16 protein-coding genes are annotated in these 14,885 nt (G+C 31.5%); 9 read left to right on the plus strand and 7 right to left on the minus strand.

Translation table 11 applies throughout. From position 1 onward, the window contains the following. Positions 1 to 31 precede the first annotated feature (31 nt). The gene (locus ANASTE_RS06920) at positions 32 to 829 is read left to right on the plus strand and encodes a Cof-type HAD-IIB family hydrolase (protein ID WP_007050271.1); all 798 of its coding nucleotides are present in this window, start codon (positions 32 to 34) and stop codon (positions 827 to 829) included. Positions 830 to 981: 152 nt separating this feature from the next. Here ANASTE_RS06920 and ANASTE_RS06925 read toward each other — a convergent pair whose 3' ends face one another. Both ANASTE_RS06925 and ANASTE_RS06930 read right to left on the minus strand, forming a co-directional pair. Continuing rightward, a complete protein-coding gene (locus ANASTE_RS06925) occupies positions 982 to 1,422 on the minus strand; it encodes a hypothetical protein (RefSeq protein ID WP_007050272.1) in 441 nt (146 codons plus the stop codon). A 55-nt stretch (positions 1,423 to 1,477) separates the two neighbouring features. Further along, positions 1,478 to 1,957, minus strand: a complete 480-nt coding sequence (locus ANASTE_RS06930; RefSeq protein ID WP_007050273.1) for a PTS sugar transporter subunit IIA — start codon at positions 1,955 to 1,957, stop codon at positions 1,478 to 1,480. A gap of 315 nt (positions 1,958 to 2,272) precedes the next feature. On the opposite strand from ANASTE_RS06930, the gene ANASTE_RS06935 reads away from it, so the two are divergent. From ANASTE_RS06935 to ANASTE_RS06945, 3 genes are all read left to right on the plus strand, one after another. Further along, positions 2,273 to 2,971, plus strand: coding sequence for a class II aldolase/adducin family protein (locus ANASTE_RS06935; protein ID WP_007050274.1), 699 nt, complete (start codon positions 2,273 to 2,275; stop codon positions 2,969 to 2,971). A 97-nt stretch (positions 2,972 to 3,068) separates the two neighbouring features. Then, the gene (locus ANASTE_RS06940; RefSeq protein ID WP_007050275.1) at positions 3,069 to 3,950 is read left to right on the plus strand and encodes an MBL fold metallo-hydrolase; all 882 of its coding nucleotides are present in this window, start codon (positions 3,069 to 3,071) and stop codon (positions 3,948 to 3,950) included. Between the two features lies 1 nt (position 3,951). Further along, the gene (locus ANASTE_RS06945; protein ID WP_007050276.1) at positions 3,952 to 5,880 is read left to right on the plus strand and encodes a YgiQ family radical SAM protein; all 1,929 of its coding nucleotides are present in this window, start codon (positions 3,952 to 3,954) and stop codon (positions 5,878 to 5,880) included. Between the two features lie 8 nt (positions 5,881 to 5,888). Here the strand turns inward: ANASTE_RS06945 and rsmA are convergent, their stop codons facing one another. From rsmA to ANASTE_RS06970, 5 genes are all read right to left on the minus strand, one after another. Beyond that, positions 5,889 to 6,752: a 16S rRNA (adenine(1518)-N(6)/adenine(1519)-N(6))-dimethyltransferase RsmA gene (gene rsmA / locus ANASTE_RS06950; RefSeq protein ID WP_007050277.1), complete on the minus strand. Its 864-nt coding sequence runs from the start codon at positions 6,750 to 6,752 to the stop codon at positions 5,889 to 5,891. Positions 6,753 to 6,754: 2 nt separating this feature from the next. Continuing rightward, positions 6,755 to 8,320: a putative polysaccharide biosynthesis protein gene (locus ANASTE_RS06955; RefSeq protein ID WP_039945310.1), complete on the minus strand. Its 1,566-nt coding sequence runs from the start codon at positions 8,318 to 8,320 to the stop codon at positions 6,755 to 6,757. A 67-nt stretch (positions 8,321 to 8,387) separates the two neighbouring features. After that, positions 8,388 to 9,305: an RluA family pseudouridine synthase gene (locus ANASTE_RS06960; RefSeq protein WP_007050279.1), complete on the minus strand. Its 918-nt coding sequence runs from the start codon at positions 9,303 to 9,305 to the stop codon at positions 8,388 to 8,390. Beyond that, complete coding sequence (locus tag ANASTE_RS11430; RefSeq protein ID WP_007050280.1) at positions 9,292 to 10,509, minus strand: M15 family metallopeptidase; 1,218 nt, start codon at positions 10,507 to 10,509, stop codon at positions 9,292 to 9,294. The genes ANASTE_RS06960 and ANASTE_RS11430 overlap by 14 nt, the downstream gene beginning before the upstream one ends. Beyond that, entirely contained in the window at positions 10,502 to 11,749 is a 1,248-nt protein-coding gene (locus ANASTE_RS06970) for a pyridoxal phosphate-dependent aminotransferase (protein WP_007050281.1), read from the minus strand. The genes ANASTE_RS11430 and ANASTE_RS06970 overlap by 8 nt, the downstream gene beginning before the upstream one ends. Positions 11,750 to 11,855: 106 nt before the next feature. Between ANASTE_RS06970 and ANASTE_RS06975 the strand changes: the two genes are divergently transcribed. The 5 genes from ANASTE_RS06975 to ANASTE_RS06995 all read left to right on the plus strand — a co-directional run bounded on the left by ANASTE_RS06975 (position 11,856) and on the right by ANASTE_RS06995 (position 14,876). Continuing rightward, positions 11,856 to 12,191 (plus strand): hypothetical protein, encoded by a 336-nt coding sequence (locus ANASTE_RS06975; protein ID WP_007050282.1) that lies wholly within the window; start codon positions 11,856 to 11,858, stop codon positions 12,189 to 12,191. A 79-nt stretch (positions 12,192 to 12,270) separates the two neighbouring features. Beyond that, a complete protein-coding gene (locus ANASTE_RS06980) occupies positions 12,271 to 12,711 on the plus strand; it encodes a hypothetical protein (protein ID WP_007050283.1) in 441 nt (146 codons plus the stop codon). An 80-nt stretch (positions 12,712 to 12,791) separates the two neighbouring features. Next, entirely contained in the window at positions 12,792 to 13,679 is an 888-nt protein-coding gene (locus ANASTE_RS06985; protein WP_007050284.1) for an SPL family radical SAM protein, read from the plus strand. A 73-nt stretch (positions 13,680 to 13,752) separates the two neighbouring features. After that, positions 13,753 to 14,406 carry a pentapeptide repeat-containing protein gene (locus tag ANASTE_RS06990; protein ID WP_007050285.1) on the plus strand — a complete coding sequence of 218 codons (654 nt, stop codon included), beginning with the start codon at positions 13,753 to 13,755 and terminating at the stop codon, positions 14,404 to 14,406. 23 nt (positions 14,407 to 14,429) lie between these two features. Beyond that, the gene (locus ANASTE_RS06995) at positions 14,430 to 14,876 is read left to right on the plus strand and encodes a GNAT family N-acetyltransferase (RefSeq protein WP_007050286.1); all 447 of its coding nucleotides are present in this window, start codon (positions 14,430 to 14,432) and stop codon (positions 14,874 to 14,876) included. Positions 14,877 to 14,885 lie beyond the last annotated feature (9 nt).

Genomic DNA, 14,885 nt, shown 5'->3' on the forward strand with positions numbered 1-14,885 from the left:
ATATTTTTATTTATCAAATTGGGGCAATATCATGTATGAATTGATTGCGATTGATTTAGATGGAACTTTATTGGATGATGATAAGAATATAACAAAAGAAAATCTAAAAGCATTAAATTGGTGCAAAAAACAAAATATCATCACTGTATTAGCAAGCGGAAGAGGACTGAGTGCAACAAGGAGTATAGCGAAAAAGATCAGTTCTTTCAATGATTATCATATATGCTGTAACGGAGGATTGATTTTCAATACTTATAAAGAAGATCATAAAATAATAAAAACATTAAATCAAAATGATTTTAATAATATTATTGATGACCTTAGGTATATAAATGCTTCTGTAGGGGTACAAAGTCCTGATGGCTTTTACTATGAAATAAATACTAATGCAGATATGCTGAAGGAAAAAGTTTTTTATTCTGACAAAGATTTAATAAAAATAAACTTAAAAAATGTAAAGGAACCTATTTTAATTACATGCTATATAAACAATAAAAAACAATATGATGAAATTTTTGATATAATTAAAAAATATGATATAAACATTACACAATCAGAAAAGAACTGGATAGAAATTTTCCCCAAAGGCGTAAATAAATATAATGCATTAAAAATAATTGCGGATAGTTACAATATAGACAAAAAGAATATTATTGCAATAGGAGATCAAACAAACGATATTGAAATGGTGAAAAATGCGGGACTTGGTATATGTGTAAAGAATGCATGCAAAGATTTAAAAGACGTATCTGATATGATAAGTCCATATTCGAATAACCAAAATGCTGTTTATCATATAATAAAAGAAATACTTAAATGCTCCATTTAATTAAATATATTTACACAAAAAGAGAAAAATAAAATTTTATTTTTCTCTTTTAAATTAAATACTTATTAACTAATAATAAAAAAGCAATCAAAACATATTAAGTATTCGTAGTTGATATTAAATTAAAAATTTTAAAGTATAAATATAAATACTTATTTACTTTCAGCTACTTCGCCTTCTTTTTTATTGGATTTAAACATCGTAACAATTGCTTGTCTGTTAATATTCAAATCTTCTTCCAAAGTCTTTACCGTAGGTGTTTCAATCCAAAAACCCTTTTTGGTCGGAACTTTATATTTCTTAGGTAAATTTGGAACATGTTCAACCCACTTAGTGTAAATTTGTTTTGAAAGATCATCTATACTTATTGATGAATCAAGTTTTAATATTTTTGCACTTTCACTAAATACAAAATCATTAAAATCTTTAGGTATGTATTTTTTCGCACAAACGGTACCGTAAAACAGTACACACCCATATAAAAATCCTACAAATCCTACTAAATATAAATGTTCAATCAGCCATTCATATATAAAATATAAATGTTTACCGAATGACATGTGCATCATAAAATCAACTATTATTAAATACATTATACGTCTAACTCCTTTTTTCTAGAGAAAATCTCTAATTAACTATATTAATTTCTTACGCTTCTTCTGCTTGTTTAGCTAATTCTTCTTCAACAATTTTTAAAATCAAATCTTTATCTTTTGATTCGTAAATCGCTTTTAGTTTATCTTCTTGTTGGATAAGAGAAATAACTGTTTGTAGCATAGCTAATTGTTGATGTGGTTCTTTTAATGCTAACATGAATAAAATCGAAACTTCACATTTTTCTCCTGCACCTGCCATAACTTCAAATGTTACAGGTTTTTTAAGAGTAGCAACACAAATACTTTGTTTGTTAACATGTTCAACATCTGTATGAGGAACAGCTACTGCAAAGTTTTCTACAGGAAGTCCTGTTGCAAATACTTTTTCTCTTTCTTTTACCGCTTCTACATAACTTTCTTTTACATAACCAAGATCTAATAATTTGTGTGCAACGTTATCAAGTGCATCTAAATTACTGTCAGCCTCCACATCAAAAAATATAAGGTCTTTGTTAAATTCTAAATCTGCCATTGGTATCTCCTCCTTAAACTATCTATCTTACCCATAAATAGCTCTAATAATTATTTTAACTAATTATAATTAAAAAAAATTTAAATGTCAATAAGTAAACGTTACTACCATTTTGTCATAACCTTTCTATTCCTTATTATATAAGCGTTTAAAGCACTTTATATGAAAAATTTAACAAAATAATTTTTGTTAAAACTTAACAGCAGGTGACATATGTAACATTAATAAAAAAAGTGACCAAAAGTACTTTACAATTAATTTTAAATAGTATATAATACGATTAAATAAAGATTTATATGTCTCAAGGAGGAAAAAATGAGTCAAAATATTCAAGAGTTAAGAGAAGCGATTTGTGACGTAGGACGTAAAATGTACGACAGACAACTTTGTTCTACAAATGATGGTAACATTTCAATAAGATTAGATGATGGTAACTTCCTAATCACACCAACAGGAGTAAGCAAAGGTTTCATGACACCTGACATGATGTGTATAGTAGATAAAGACGGTAATTTAGTTGAAGAAAACGGTCCATGGAAAGGTACAAGTGAATTTAAACTTCATTATAAAATATATCAGTTAAGACCAGACGTAAATGCGGTAGTTCATGCTCATCCACTATACGGAACAGTATTTGCAGCAGCTAATATGCCTTTAGATAAACCAATCTGTACAGAAGCAGCACTTAACTTAGGTGAAATCCCTGTAATCAAATACGGTTTACCTGGAACATTCGAAATCTGCGGAGATATCGAAGATTATGTAGAATACCATGACGCAGTATTAATGAGATATCACGGTGCCGTAACATTCGGTCCTGATGTACTAACAGCTTACTATAGAATGGAAAGCTTAGAATTCATCGCACAACAAGAATTTGCAGCAAGAGCAATGGGTATCGTAGAAAAAGCTACAATCCCACAAAATGTTATTGATGAATTATATGAACTAAGAAGAGAAAAATATTCTGCTCCTGATTCTATGGGTCCTCATCATATTGCAAACAAAAAATAAATTAATTACATAAAAAAGAAAGGCAAATGCCTTTCTTTTTTTGTCTTTTTATACTTTTATGTTAGAATAGCTTAAGAATATTTTTGAGGTATGATATATGTACGAATTAATTCAAGTAGGTAATAATACTTTTTATATGGACTCACCCAATAAAATAGGTTTTTACAGATACGATAATAATAAAATATATTTGATTGATTCCGGAAACGGAAAAGACTATGCAAAAAAAGTTTTAAAAATTTTAGATGAAAAAGGATGGGAGCTTGAAGGTATAATCAATACACATTCTCATGCAGACCACATCGGCGGAAACGATACTTTAGAAAAAAGAACGGGATGTAAAATAAGCACAAATGAAATAGAGCACGCTTTTACCAAATATACGATATTGGAACCGGCATTTATTTACGGAGCATACCCTCCCAAAAGGCTTCAAAAAAAGTTTTTAATGGCAAAATCAAGCAATGCTTCGGTTGATCTTAATAATATACCGAAAGGACTTGAAATAATAAACCTTCCGGGACACAGCTATGATATGATAGGTGTAAGGACAGACGATAATGTATATTTCGTTGGAGACAGCTTGTTCCCAAAGGAAGTATTAAATAAATATCATATAGCTACAATTTATGATATAAAAAACTTTTTAAGAACACTCGATTATCTAGAAACACTAAAAGGAGATTTTTTTATCCCTACTCATGCAGAAGCTTCAAGCAACTTAAAAAATCTAATCGAATTAAATAGAAATAAGGTATTTGAAATAATAAATTTACTTCTGGATATTTTAAAAAGACCATTAAGTTTAAATGTCATTACAAAAAAAGTATTTGATTACTATCAAATAGAAATAAATTATGTACAATACCATTTGGTAGAAGGAACTTTAAAAGCATTCATTTCATATTTAATAGATGAAAAAAAAGTCGACGTAATATTTGATAACAATTTTTTATTATACTGTTTAAGGGAAAATTAATATGAAAATAAATAATGAATTTTTAATAACAACAAAATATGAAATGGAAAGAAAAAATATTTCCCAACTGGATTTTATAATAGTTACGGGAGACGCGTATATAGACCATCCTTCTTTTGGTACCGCAATCATAGGTAGACACCTCGAAAGCCTGGGATTTAATATCGGTGTTATCCCCCAGCCCAACTGGAAAGATAAAGAAGCCTTTAAAGTACTCGGAAGACCTAAATATGCTTTTTTGGTAAACAGCGGAAATATAGACAGCATGGTCAATCACTATACAGCTTCAAAGAAAAAGAGAAATGACGATGTCTATACCGAAGGAGGAGAAGCAAACAAAAGACCGGACAGAGCAGTTATTGTATATTCAAATATGATAAGAATGGCGTATAAAAAAGTAAACATAATAATCGGAGGAATTGAAGCAAGTCTTAGAAGATTTGCTCATTACGATTACTGGGATAATAAAGTAAGGCGCTCCATATTAACGGACTCGACAGCCAATATGCTTACCTACGGAAGCGGAGAAAAGGTATTGGGAGAAATAGCAAACAGACTAAGAAACGGTGAGCAGCTTGAAGAAATAAAAGACGTCAGAGGGACTTGTTATATAACAGCTAAAATAGAAAATATAGAAAATTCTTTAATCATTCCATCTTTCAAAGAAGTTAATGAAGACAAAGAAAATTATAATAAAGCATTTAAAGCTCAGTATCAAAACCAAGATCCTATAACGGGCAAGACGTTGATACAATTCATGGATAAAAATTATCTCGTTCAAAATCCGCCAATGATGCCTTTAAACAGAGAAGAACTGGATAAGGTATACGGACTTAAATATACAAGAAAGTCTCATCCGATGTATAAAAAAGAAATACCGGCAATAAAGGAAATCGAATTCTCCGTAACATCAAACAGAGGATGCTTCGGCAACTGTTCATTCTGTGCCCTTACATTTCATCAGGGACGTATGGTTCAGTCCAGAAGCAAAAAGAGTATAATTGAGGAAGTCAAGCTGTTGACTACCTTAGATGGGTTTAAAGGTTATATACACGATATAGGAGGCCCTACCGCAAACTTTAAACACCCATCATGTAATAAGCAAATGGAACATGGAACATGTATAGGATTTAATAAGACATGTTTATCCCCTACCCCATGTAAAAATATAAATGCGGACCACAGCGAGTTTATCGATGTTTTAAGAGAAGCAAGAAAAGTAAAGAATGTAAAAAAAGTATTTGTAAGGAGCGGTATAAGATACGATTATTTGCTTTTGGAAAAGGATCCCAAAGTATTGGAAGAATTAGTAAAATATCATATAAGCGGACAGCTTAAAATCGCACCCGAACATATAAACAATAAAACACTCAAACAAATGGGAAAACCGGGCAGAGAAGTATATGAAGAGTTTGTAGATAAATATAAAAAAGCAAATAAAAAAATGGGACTTAATCAATTTTTGGTTCCTTACTTTATTTCTTCTCATCCCGGATGTACGCTTGAAGGAGCTGTAGAACTCGCAGTCTATTTAAAGCAAAATAATTTAAGACCGAGACAAGTTCAGGATTTCTATCCGACACCGGGAACGCTGTCAACGTGCATGTTCTACACCGGGAAAAATCCGCTGACGAATGAAAAGGTCTTTATTCCAAAGACCTACGAAGAGAAACAAACGCAAAGAGCTTTAATGCAGTATTATAAACCGGAGAACAAAGAAAGAGTAAAAAAAGCTTTATTAAAAATAGGAAGAACTGACCTGATCGGAACATCTCCGGACTGTTTGGTATTTGAGAAAAGAGAATTCAATAAGAACACCAAACCAAATAAAAAAACAAAAGTCCATAAAAAGAAACTTACAAATAAAAGCGGTAAAAGCAAACCAAACAGTAAAAAAATAAAAAACAACAGAAATAAAAAAAGAGCTTAAAGCTCTTTTTATTTTTTTATATTATTTATCTCGTTGGATAATTTAGCAAATTGCTCTATGGTTATATTTTCGGCTCTTACCTTTTCATCGAGCCCTGAATTTAAAAGTGCATTTTTAAGTAAATCTTTATTTACGGCAAGTCCATTTGCAAGGGAATTAAATACCATTTTTCGTCTGTTCATAAAAGCAGCCTTAACCACTTTAAAAAACATATCTTGATTATCTACATCAACTTTACTTTCTTTTCTTGGTACCACTCTTAAAACAGTGGAATCTACTTTTGGCATAGGCACAAAAACAGTCTTCGGTACATTAAAAAGCCTTTCTACTTCGGCATAATAATCAACCGCAATGGTAAATGATGAATAATCTTTTGTATTCACTTTAGCATTAAGCCTGGTAGCGACTTCTTTTTGAAGCATTACCACTATATTTTCAAACATAACTTTATCTTCCAAGACTTTCATTAAAATAGGTGAAGTAATATAGTACGGAAGATTGGAAATAAACTTGATTTTTCTATTTTCTTTAATAGCATCTTCAAGTATTTCTCTTAAATCGGTCTTTAATATATCCTTATTGATTATTTCAATATTATTGTACTCACTTAAGGTTTCTTCAAGCATATTTACGGCTCTGGTATCTATTTCAACAGCATATACCTTATAAGCTCTTTCAGCGAGCTTTTGAGTCAAGCTGCCCATTCCCGGACCGACTTCAAGAACGACTTCATCATCTGTAAGTTCAAGTGAGTCCACTATCTTTAAAACTATATTTTCATCTGTAAGAAAATTCTGCCCCAAATCCTTTTTAAATCTGAAATCGTATTTATTGGTTATTTCGCTTATTGTATTTTTATTTGTAGCTTTCATTATTATTTTCCTATAACACTTCTTACTTCTTCTATATTGAGAACTCTTGTTATATAAATAAGTGCAAGATATACTACCATGGCAACCAATATAACGACTACGGTCAATATACTGTTACTAAGAATTCCGCCAAGGAACGTTTTAACAAAGAAACAAACTATACCCATAACAGCCGCACAAAACAGGTTTTTGATAAATGCCATACCAAGACCGCCGTAAGTGGAACCGAGGAATTTTTTTATTGCTCTGTAGTCAAGACTTGCAACGACCAAGTCCGCACCGAGAGTCCCGAGTATAGCTCCGTAGATATTAAGCCACGGTATTTGTATCAGTACTACATTCAAAATAAGTTTTATAACACAGCCTACAGCTAAGTTTTTAACGGGAGTATTAAGAAGTCCGACACCTTGCAAAATCCCCTGCATGGTTGTCGAAATCATTGTAAATACGATTCCTATAGCGAGTATCCTAAGCATATTAGCACCGTTTGCATCACCAAACAATAAAGTGGTCACTTCACTTGACATAACTACAAGGCCTGCAATACAAGGAAGAGCAATCATTAAAACAACTTTAAACGTTAAGAAAGTCTTTTGCCTTATTTGTTTTAAATCTTTCTTTACAAAGGATTCACTTATTGTCGGAACAAGACTTGCCGCAAGAGAAGAAGACAAAATAAGAGGAATACTTATGATGGTCTGAGCTCTTTGTGATAGCTGTCCCCAAAGTACCGTGGCTTCATTTACACTGAATCCTGCCTTTTGAAGAAAAGCTGAAACCGTAAAAGAGTTTATTAAATTCATTGAAGATGTAACTAAAGATGCAAGAGTAATCGGTATTGCAATAGAAGCAAGTATTCTTAAAATTGTTCTTGCATCTTCAGTTGATTTACTGGTTTGTCTGCTTATCTGTCTTTTAAGTCTAGGTCTTACTTTCAAGAAGCATAAGAATAAAAAGAAGCTGGCAACAAATGCACCTGCGGTAGCACCGAAAGTAGCACCTGCGGCACCGAAAGCAACTCCTAATTTGTTATATAAAAATACTGCAAGTCCAAGACCTACAACAACTCTTGTTATAGACTCTACTATCTGAGATATACTCGGAGGAGTCATGTTCTGCATACCTTGGAAGAAACCTTTAAACGATGAAAGTATACATACGCAAAGAGGAGCAAAAGATAATCCCAGTATGGAATAGTAAGTGTCGGGATGCCATTTAAATACGGAAATAAAGAAATGAGCCCCAAATAACATTACACTGGAGCATATCGCTCCGATAACGGCTAAAGTTACGATAGCAACCTTAAATACTCTGTAAGCTCCGTCATATTTCCCAAGACTTATCCTCTCGGAAACCATTTTTGATATGGCAACGGGAAGTCCTATTACAGATATCGCAAGAAGGAATGTATATACCGGATATGCATTTCCGTATAACCCCATTCCGAAGTCGCCCAATATTCTTACTAAAGGCAGTTTTAAAAACATACCTAAAAATTTCGCTATTATTCCGCCAAAGGCAAGCACGGCGGCTCCCTTTAAATAATTCTTCTTTTTAGCAGCACTCAAATCACATTTCCTCCCGAAAATTAATACTTTTACTATTATATACCTCAAATATTAAATTTCAACGTTTTTAACTCTTTTTTAATATTTCCAAAACATCCTTAAAATCATCAAAAAGCTCGGCTTCAAAGGTCATAGGCTTGTTTCCTCTCGGATGAACAAAAGAAATGCTCTTTGCATGCAAAGCCTGATGAGATATAAGTTCACTTTTATTTTCGTTATATAAACTGTCTCCAAGGATAGGATGTCCAACATAAGAAAAATGAACTCTAAGCTGATGAGTCCTGCCGGTAATAAGCTTTGCTTCCACTAAAGAATGATTTTTAAATTCCTCTATAACTTTATATTTCGTTATACATTCTTTACCGTCCTCAGCTACGATACGCCTCAGAGGATGTCCCTCGGCCCTTTTTATGGGAGCATTTATATATCCTTCTTTTTGGTCCATTATCCCATCTACAATCAAAACATATTTTTTATCAATTTGATTATTTATACTTTGATTTTGAATGAAATGATGAACATATTTGTTTTTGGCTATTACAACTATACCCGAAGTATCCATATCAAGTCTGTTTACAAATCTTGTTTTAAAATGTTTTTTTTCGATTTCCCATTTATGATATATTGCATTTTGAAGTGTGTCCAAAGGATGTGACTTCGTTACATGGACTACCATTCCGGGCTTTTTATTTATTACAGCTATATCATCATCTTCATATATAATGTCAATTTTCATATCGGTAGAAGGAGCATCAGCTTCCTCTACGGGAAAAGATACTTTGATTATATCCTCTTCTTTTAATATATCGACGAACATAGCGTCTTTATCATTAATCAAAAGCCTGCCTTCTCGTATGATATATCTAAAAGTACGAGAAGAATAGTCGTACTCATTTTCTAAAAAATAGTATACATTCTCTCCCTCGTACTTTTTGTCTGTTTTATAAATATAAGTTGTACTGAATTCTTTTTTATTTTTCTTCAAAATATTCCTCTAATGTTAACTTGTTATCATGAAGCACTTTAGCCAAAGTCTTTCCTACATATCTTACATGCCAAGGTTCATAACTGTATCCTGTGATTTTTTCTTTACCTTTAGGAAATCTTATTATAAATCCGTTTTTATAACAGTTATCCTCCAGCCATTTACCGGCATCGGTATTACCAAGGCTTTCTGTCAATTTAAAATCAACTTCCTTTGTAGTTACGTCCATAGACAGACCGAGCTGATGCTCACTTTCTCCCGCTTTTGCCGAATAAAAGTTAGCTTTTTCTTCGCTTCCGTACTGGGCAATATTGTCTTTATAAACATCAACCTGCATTTTGTAAGACCTAAACCCGCTTAATGCATAAAAGTCATATCCTGCTTGTTTTGCGTCTGCAAAAAGGGCTTCCAATGCTTTTGCGGCCTCTTTTCTAAGAGGTCTTACAGCCAAGTTGGACTGAGCATAATCCACATTTGCCTCTACCAAATCTTTAGGTTTATAATTACTTGGCAAATGCCTGTTTTTGTTTACGACAGCATCATATTCATTAGGGTTAGTTATAATCATATTTTTACCAATTTCCTCACTTAAGTTATCTTTTATACTATAACTATATGATTTATTCAAATTATTATAACTTACAATTACGTCTACTCTTGAACCGCTTAATATACTGTCGCTTACTTTTATGGTATTGTTCTTTATATCTACATAGTCCCTAACTCCGTTTGTGGTAACTTTTACTTTTATTGATTTAGCGTCTATATCTTCGGTTACCTTTGTATTAAAGATATCTTTTACCATATCCTTGACTTTAAATCTATATGTTTTCCCTGTTTGTATATACTCACTATCCGGTCCCTCAAAAACTATCTGTTCTTTTAAAACTCCTCGAAGTTTTACATTATTTATAGTAGTGGTATTAAAAGGCTTGTAGTGAACTACAACGAAAACTCCCCATGCAAGAAGTAAAGCGATAACAATAATAATAACTTCCTTGACTCTTCTTCTGAACTTTCTCTTTTTTACTCTTCTAACTCTATAGGGACGACCATATTCATCATATCTGACAGAAGTCGTCGCAGCTCCTCTTTTGGTATCAGCATTTTTCCCTGAAGCTTTTACGGTCTTTCTCCGTCGTACAGTCTTTTTAGTGCCGACCCTCCGTTGAGAGCCGTCTCTGTTTTTTATTTGATTATTCATCACATTCCGCTAAAACTTCTTTTATTTTCTTAGGAGCAACCATACATTTATCTTCACTTACCGCACAAACCGCAAATCTAAGCCCCGTTTGAAGAGGAATGGCAAATACATTGTTCTTCATCAATTTCTCGCAAGCTTCCAAAGGATTTTTACATGGTATACAAACAAAAAATCCATCTTTATAAGGATAAAGTTCCAAACCTACTTCGCTACTTTTTTCCAAGAAAACATCTGCCCTTTTTCTCAAGAGTTTTACATAATGCTCCCTATCTTCATAAAAAGGCTTGCCGACGTTTTCATCGTTTATTATATCAGTAAGAACTTTCATAGCACCTTTCGTTCCGTTAGACCAAGTACCTCTGTTTGAATGAAGATTTGTATAGAAAAATTCTTTTGCTATTTCCTCTTTACTCGTTACACAAAGAAGTGCTCCGTTTCTAAGTCCGTACATCGTATATCCCTTTGAAGCGGAAAAGGCAAATAAAATCAAGATATTTTCTTCAAGCCCCGCAAACTTTTCCATGAATGCACGCCTGTCAAATTTTTCATCGCAGAAATCTATATATGCCACATCGACTAGAACTATGATTTTATTTTCTTTATTTGAAGCCCCTTGTTTAAGAATATCTATAATTTTATCCCATTCTTCATCAGATATTGAATACCCCGTAGGATTATGAGCAGGAGTATTGAATATCGTAAGAAGCCTTTTTTGTTTATTCAAATGATAATCGAACTTTTCTTTAAACGCGTCTATATCCAGTCCGCCATTACCATTAAACATATTATAAGTATCTAATTTCCTGCTGTTTTCCACACACATCGTGTTATATGGATCCCAATATAAACTAGAAGTAAGGATACTGTCTCCTATATTCGTATAGTTAAAGATCGCATGATGAATAGCTCCGGAACCGCCGGGAGTTGCAACAGCTTCTATATATGCATTGGGCATATGGTTTTTAAAACATGCTTTTTTTACCGCTTGTAAAAAATCACTGTCCCCTTCTATGCTCGCATAAGCAGCAATTTTAGGATTATCCAAATCTTTTAAATAACTATATACACTTTCAAATGCAACAAAATCTCCGTTATCCTCAAGCAACACACCCATAGAAGAATTTATAACATTTTCCGCACCGTATTTCAAAACAGCTTCGCTTGCCTTGGCTGATATTGTAAAGATAGTATCATTTTCCACAGGCCTTATTGCATGATCTGCTACCATATTATTTGACATTTTTAGCCTCCCATTATCTTTAATATTTTGATTATATCAAATTTTTTTTATAATAGTAGTAATTTATGAAAATTAAAGTATAATATAGGAAAAGGAGTGATTTAATATGAAGATAAATGCAGATAATAGTTATAAGCTAATCAAAGAAGAAGTAAACAATACTTACGAAGTTTTAAAAGACGGACTATCTATGGAAGAAATTACAGATATCCTCCTTCATGACCCAAAACACCCTGTAATGGGCATGCATAAATTATTCATGACAATAGCAATCGCAAACTTGGAAGCAAGAAAAGATATAATGGAAGATAGGGTTCTTACAAAAGCCGCAATATATATGGATTACTTCGACCATGGGGGGAAAATGGACGAATTTTTCATGACTAAACAAGATCTTCTTTACGATGATTTGGAATTTATAAAAAATAAATATTTAAAATAATTTTATAAAAAATTTTAAATTTATAAATAAATATTAATTACATAGAATTAAATTAAATAAAAGAATAGAGGGTATCAATATGAAAGATGAAACAAAAGGTAAGATAGTAGATATATTTGAAACATCAAAAGAAAAAACTTCCGAACTTATAGATAAAGGAGCAGAATATTTTGATGACGCAAAAGACAAGGTTCAGGAATATAAAGAAAAAGTAAAAGAAAGTGATTTCTATGATAAAGCAGAAGATAAAACAAAAGAATTTATCAATAAATCTAAAGATTTTACTAAAGATAAAAAGGAAAAACTTGAAGCAATCATAAAAAAAGCTAAGGAAGATGAAAATTTTAAAGAAAATTTAAAGAAACAACCTACAAAAACAATCGAAGATTTATTTGGTGTAGATCTTCCGGACGAAGAAGTTAAAGAACTGGCTTTAACAGTAAAATCTAAAATCGATTTAGACAAAATAGAAGATTTCTTTGATGATACAAAAAATAAAATAAAAAATTTATTTAAATAATTTTAAAGCACAGATTGATATCTGTGCTTTAATTATATAATATTAAATAAATATAACAATAAAGGCTGATAAAACAACTTATGAAAAAATTACCCGCAAAAACAATACTTTCCGGTTATATGGAACATGGCTGGTTCAATGCAAATTATAACATGAATTTATATAAAGGCTGCGTACATGGATGTATATACTGCGACAGCAGGAGTAATTGTTATAACATTGAAAATTTTGACGAAGTTAAAGTAAAAGAAAATGCGTTAGAGATACTTGAAAAAGAGCTTAGAGTAAAAAAGAAAAAAGGAATTATAATGACAGGTGCAATGAGTGACCCCTATAATTCTTTTGAAAAAGAAGAAAAATTAACGAGAGAAGCTTTAAAACTTATCGATAAATTTATGTACGGAGTAAGTATAATAACAAAATCCGATTTAGTAACGAGAGATATAGACGTATTATCGAAGATAGCTTCACATTCGAGTACTACGGTAAATATCACAATTACCACTGCAGATGACGAACTCACTAAGAAAATAGAACCTAATGCACCTTCCAGTAAAAGAAGGTTTGAGGCTATACGAAAATTATCCGGAAGGGGTATAAACGTTGGAGTTCTTTTAACACCAACGCTGCCTTTTATAAACGATACAAAAGAAAATATTACTTCTATCGTTAAAAAAGCTAAAGAAAACGGAGCAGACTGGGTTTACACTTTCCCAAATTTTGCGGTATCTTTAAGAGAAAATCAAAGAGAATATTTTTATGAAAAGCTGGATGAATCTTTCCCGGGAATCAAAAACAGGTATATAAAAGAATTCGGCAATACTTATTGGTGTTCTTCTCCTAATCAGGAACTTCTTTGGGAAGAATTCAAAAATGAATGTATTAAAAATAATATTATGTACGACCACGACCAAATAGATGAATCTATCATAAAAAAATATAAAAAAGAACAATTAAGTTTATTTTAAAGTTCACTTTAACAAAGTAAACTTTTTATTAATAATATTTGTATTAAAAACTTAAACATAGTATCATATATCTATGAAAACAAAAGAATTGGACTTAAACATAGAGGAATTGGAAGAAACGGAAGATTTCTATAATTTAACGGAAGAAGCAAAAGATGAAGACCTGGATATAGAAAATAAATATATCAAAGACCAAGTATTCAGTAATGAAGATTTTTCAGAACTCAACTTTTCCGATATGATTTTTGAAAACTGCAGATTTTTGGAATGTTCATTTAAGAAATCGGGATTTGTAGACGTCTTATTTAAAAATTGTGACTTTTCCAACAGTGATTTTAATGAAGGATATTTTTCCAGAGTGCATTTTATATTATCAAAAGGAGTGGGTGCGGATTTCTTTAAATCAATAATCAAAGATACTTTGATAAAAGACTGTAATTTAAAATATTCCAACTTCGACTTAACAAGTTTTGATTATGTAAGTATGCATGAAAGTGATTTTACAAATGCAAATTTCAGCGAATGTAAAATAAGAAGACTGGATATACATTCTTGCAAATTTATTATGTCAAACTTTTTTAAAACAAGTTTAAAAGGACTTGATTTTTCAGACAGTTTTATAGACGGTATCATACTATCGGACAACTTTTTAGAAATAAAGGGTGCTAAAGTAAGCGAAATGCAGGCTATGGAGCTTGCAAAACTGCTGGGGATAATAGTAGTATAATATTTAGTTTTGGAGATATCGAAATGAGGATAAAGCAGGTAAAATCAGAGAAAGAACGATTTATGGATCTATTGTATTTAGGTGACGAAGACGAAAATATGATAAGTAAGTACCTAAAAAAATCAAATATGTTCCTTTGCTATGAAGGAAACGAATTAGTCGGTCAAATAACAGTTTTAAGGTTAGCCAATAAAATTTATGAAATAAAAAATTTATCAATATATGAGAGCTATCAAGGAAAAGGATATGGAAGCAAGCTGGTTAAATTTATTTTTGAACACTATAAGAATAAAGCATCAGTGATAATCTTAGGAACCGGAGAGTGCGATAAAACAATATCTTTTTATAAAAACCTTGGATTTACATATTTTATGAGAAAGAAAAATTTCTTTATTGATAATTATGATCATGAAATGTATGAAGAGGGTAAAAAACTTATTGATATGTTATATTTTAAAAGGGTTATATAGGTAATTAAA

Origin of the sequence: Anaerofustis stercorihominis DSM 17244, assembly GCF_000154825.1 — a bacterium.
GTDB lineage: Bacteria > Bacillota > Clostridia > Eubacteriales > Anaerofustaceae > Anaerofustis > Anaerofustis stercorihominis.

Coding starts and splice junctions, on each gene's coding strand:
- ANASTE_RS06920 (WP_007050271.1), top strand. CDS start 32: ATGTATGAATTGATTGCGATTGATTTAGATGGAACTTTATTGGATGAT.
- ANASTE_RS06925 (WP_007050272.1), bottom strand. CDS start 1,422: ATGTATTTAATAATAGTTGATTTTATGATGCACATGTCATTCGGTAAA.
- ANASTE_RS06930 (WP_007050273.1), bottom strand. CDS start 1,957: ATGGCAGATTTAGAATTTAACAAAGACCTTATATTTTTTGATGTGGAG.
- ANASTE_RS06935 (WP_007050274.1), top strand. CDS start 2,273: ATGAGTCAAAATATTCAAGAGTTAAGAGAAGCGATTTGTGACGTAGGA.
- ANASTE_RS06940 (WP_007050275.1), top strand. CDS start 3,069: ATGTACGAATTAATTCAAGTAGGTAATAATACTTTTTATATGGACTCA.
- ANASTE_RS06945 (WP_007050276.1), top strand. CDS start 3,952: ATGAAAATAAATAATGAATTTTTAATAACAACAAAATATGAAATGGAA.
- rsmA (WP_007050277.1), bottom strand. CDS start 6,752: ATGAAAGCTACAAATAAAAATACAATAAGCGAAATAACCAATAAATAC.
- ANASTE_RS11430 (WP_007050280.1), bottom strand. CDS start 10,509: ATGAATAATCAAATAAAAAACAGAGACGGCTCTCAACGGAGGGTCGGC.
- ANASTE_RS06970 (WP_007050281.1), bottom strand. CDS start 11,749: ATGTCAAATAATATGGTAGCAGATCATGCAATAAGGCCTGTGGAAAAT.
- ANASTE_RS06975 (WP_007050282.1), top strand. CDS start 11,856: ATGAAGATAAATGCAGATAATAGTTATAAGCTAATCAAAGAAGAAGTA.
- ANASTE_RS06980 (WP_007050283.1), top strand. CDS start 12,271: ATGAAAGATGAAACAAAAGGTAAGATAGTAGATATATTTGAAACATCA.
- ANASTE_RS06985 (WP_007050284.1), top strand. CDS start 12,792: ATGAAAAAATTACCCGCAAAAACAATACTTTCCGGTTATATGGAACAT.
- ANASTE_RS06990 (WP_007050285.1), top strand. CDS start 13,753: ATGAAAACAAAAGAATTGGACTTAAACATAGAGGAATTGGAAGAAACG.
- ANASTE_RS06995 (WP_007050286.1), top strand. CDS start 14,430: ATGAGGATAAAGCAGGTAAAATCAGAGAAAGAACGATTTATGGATCTA.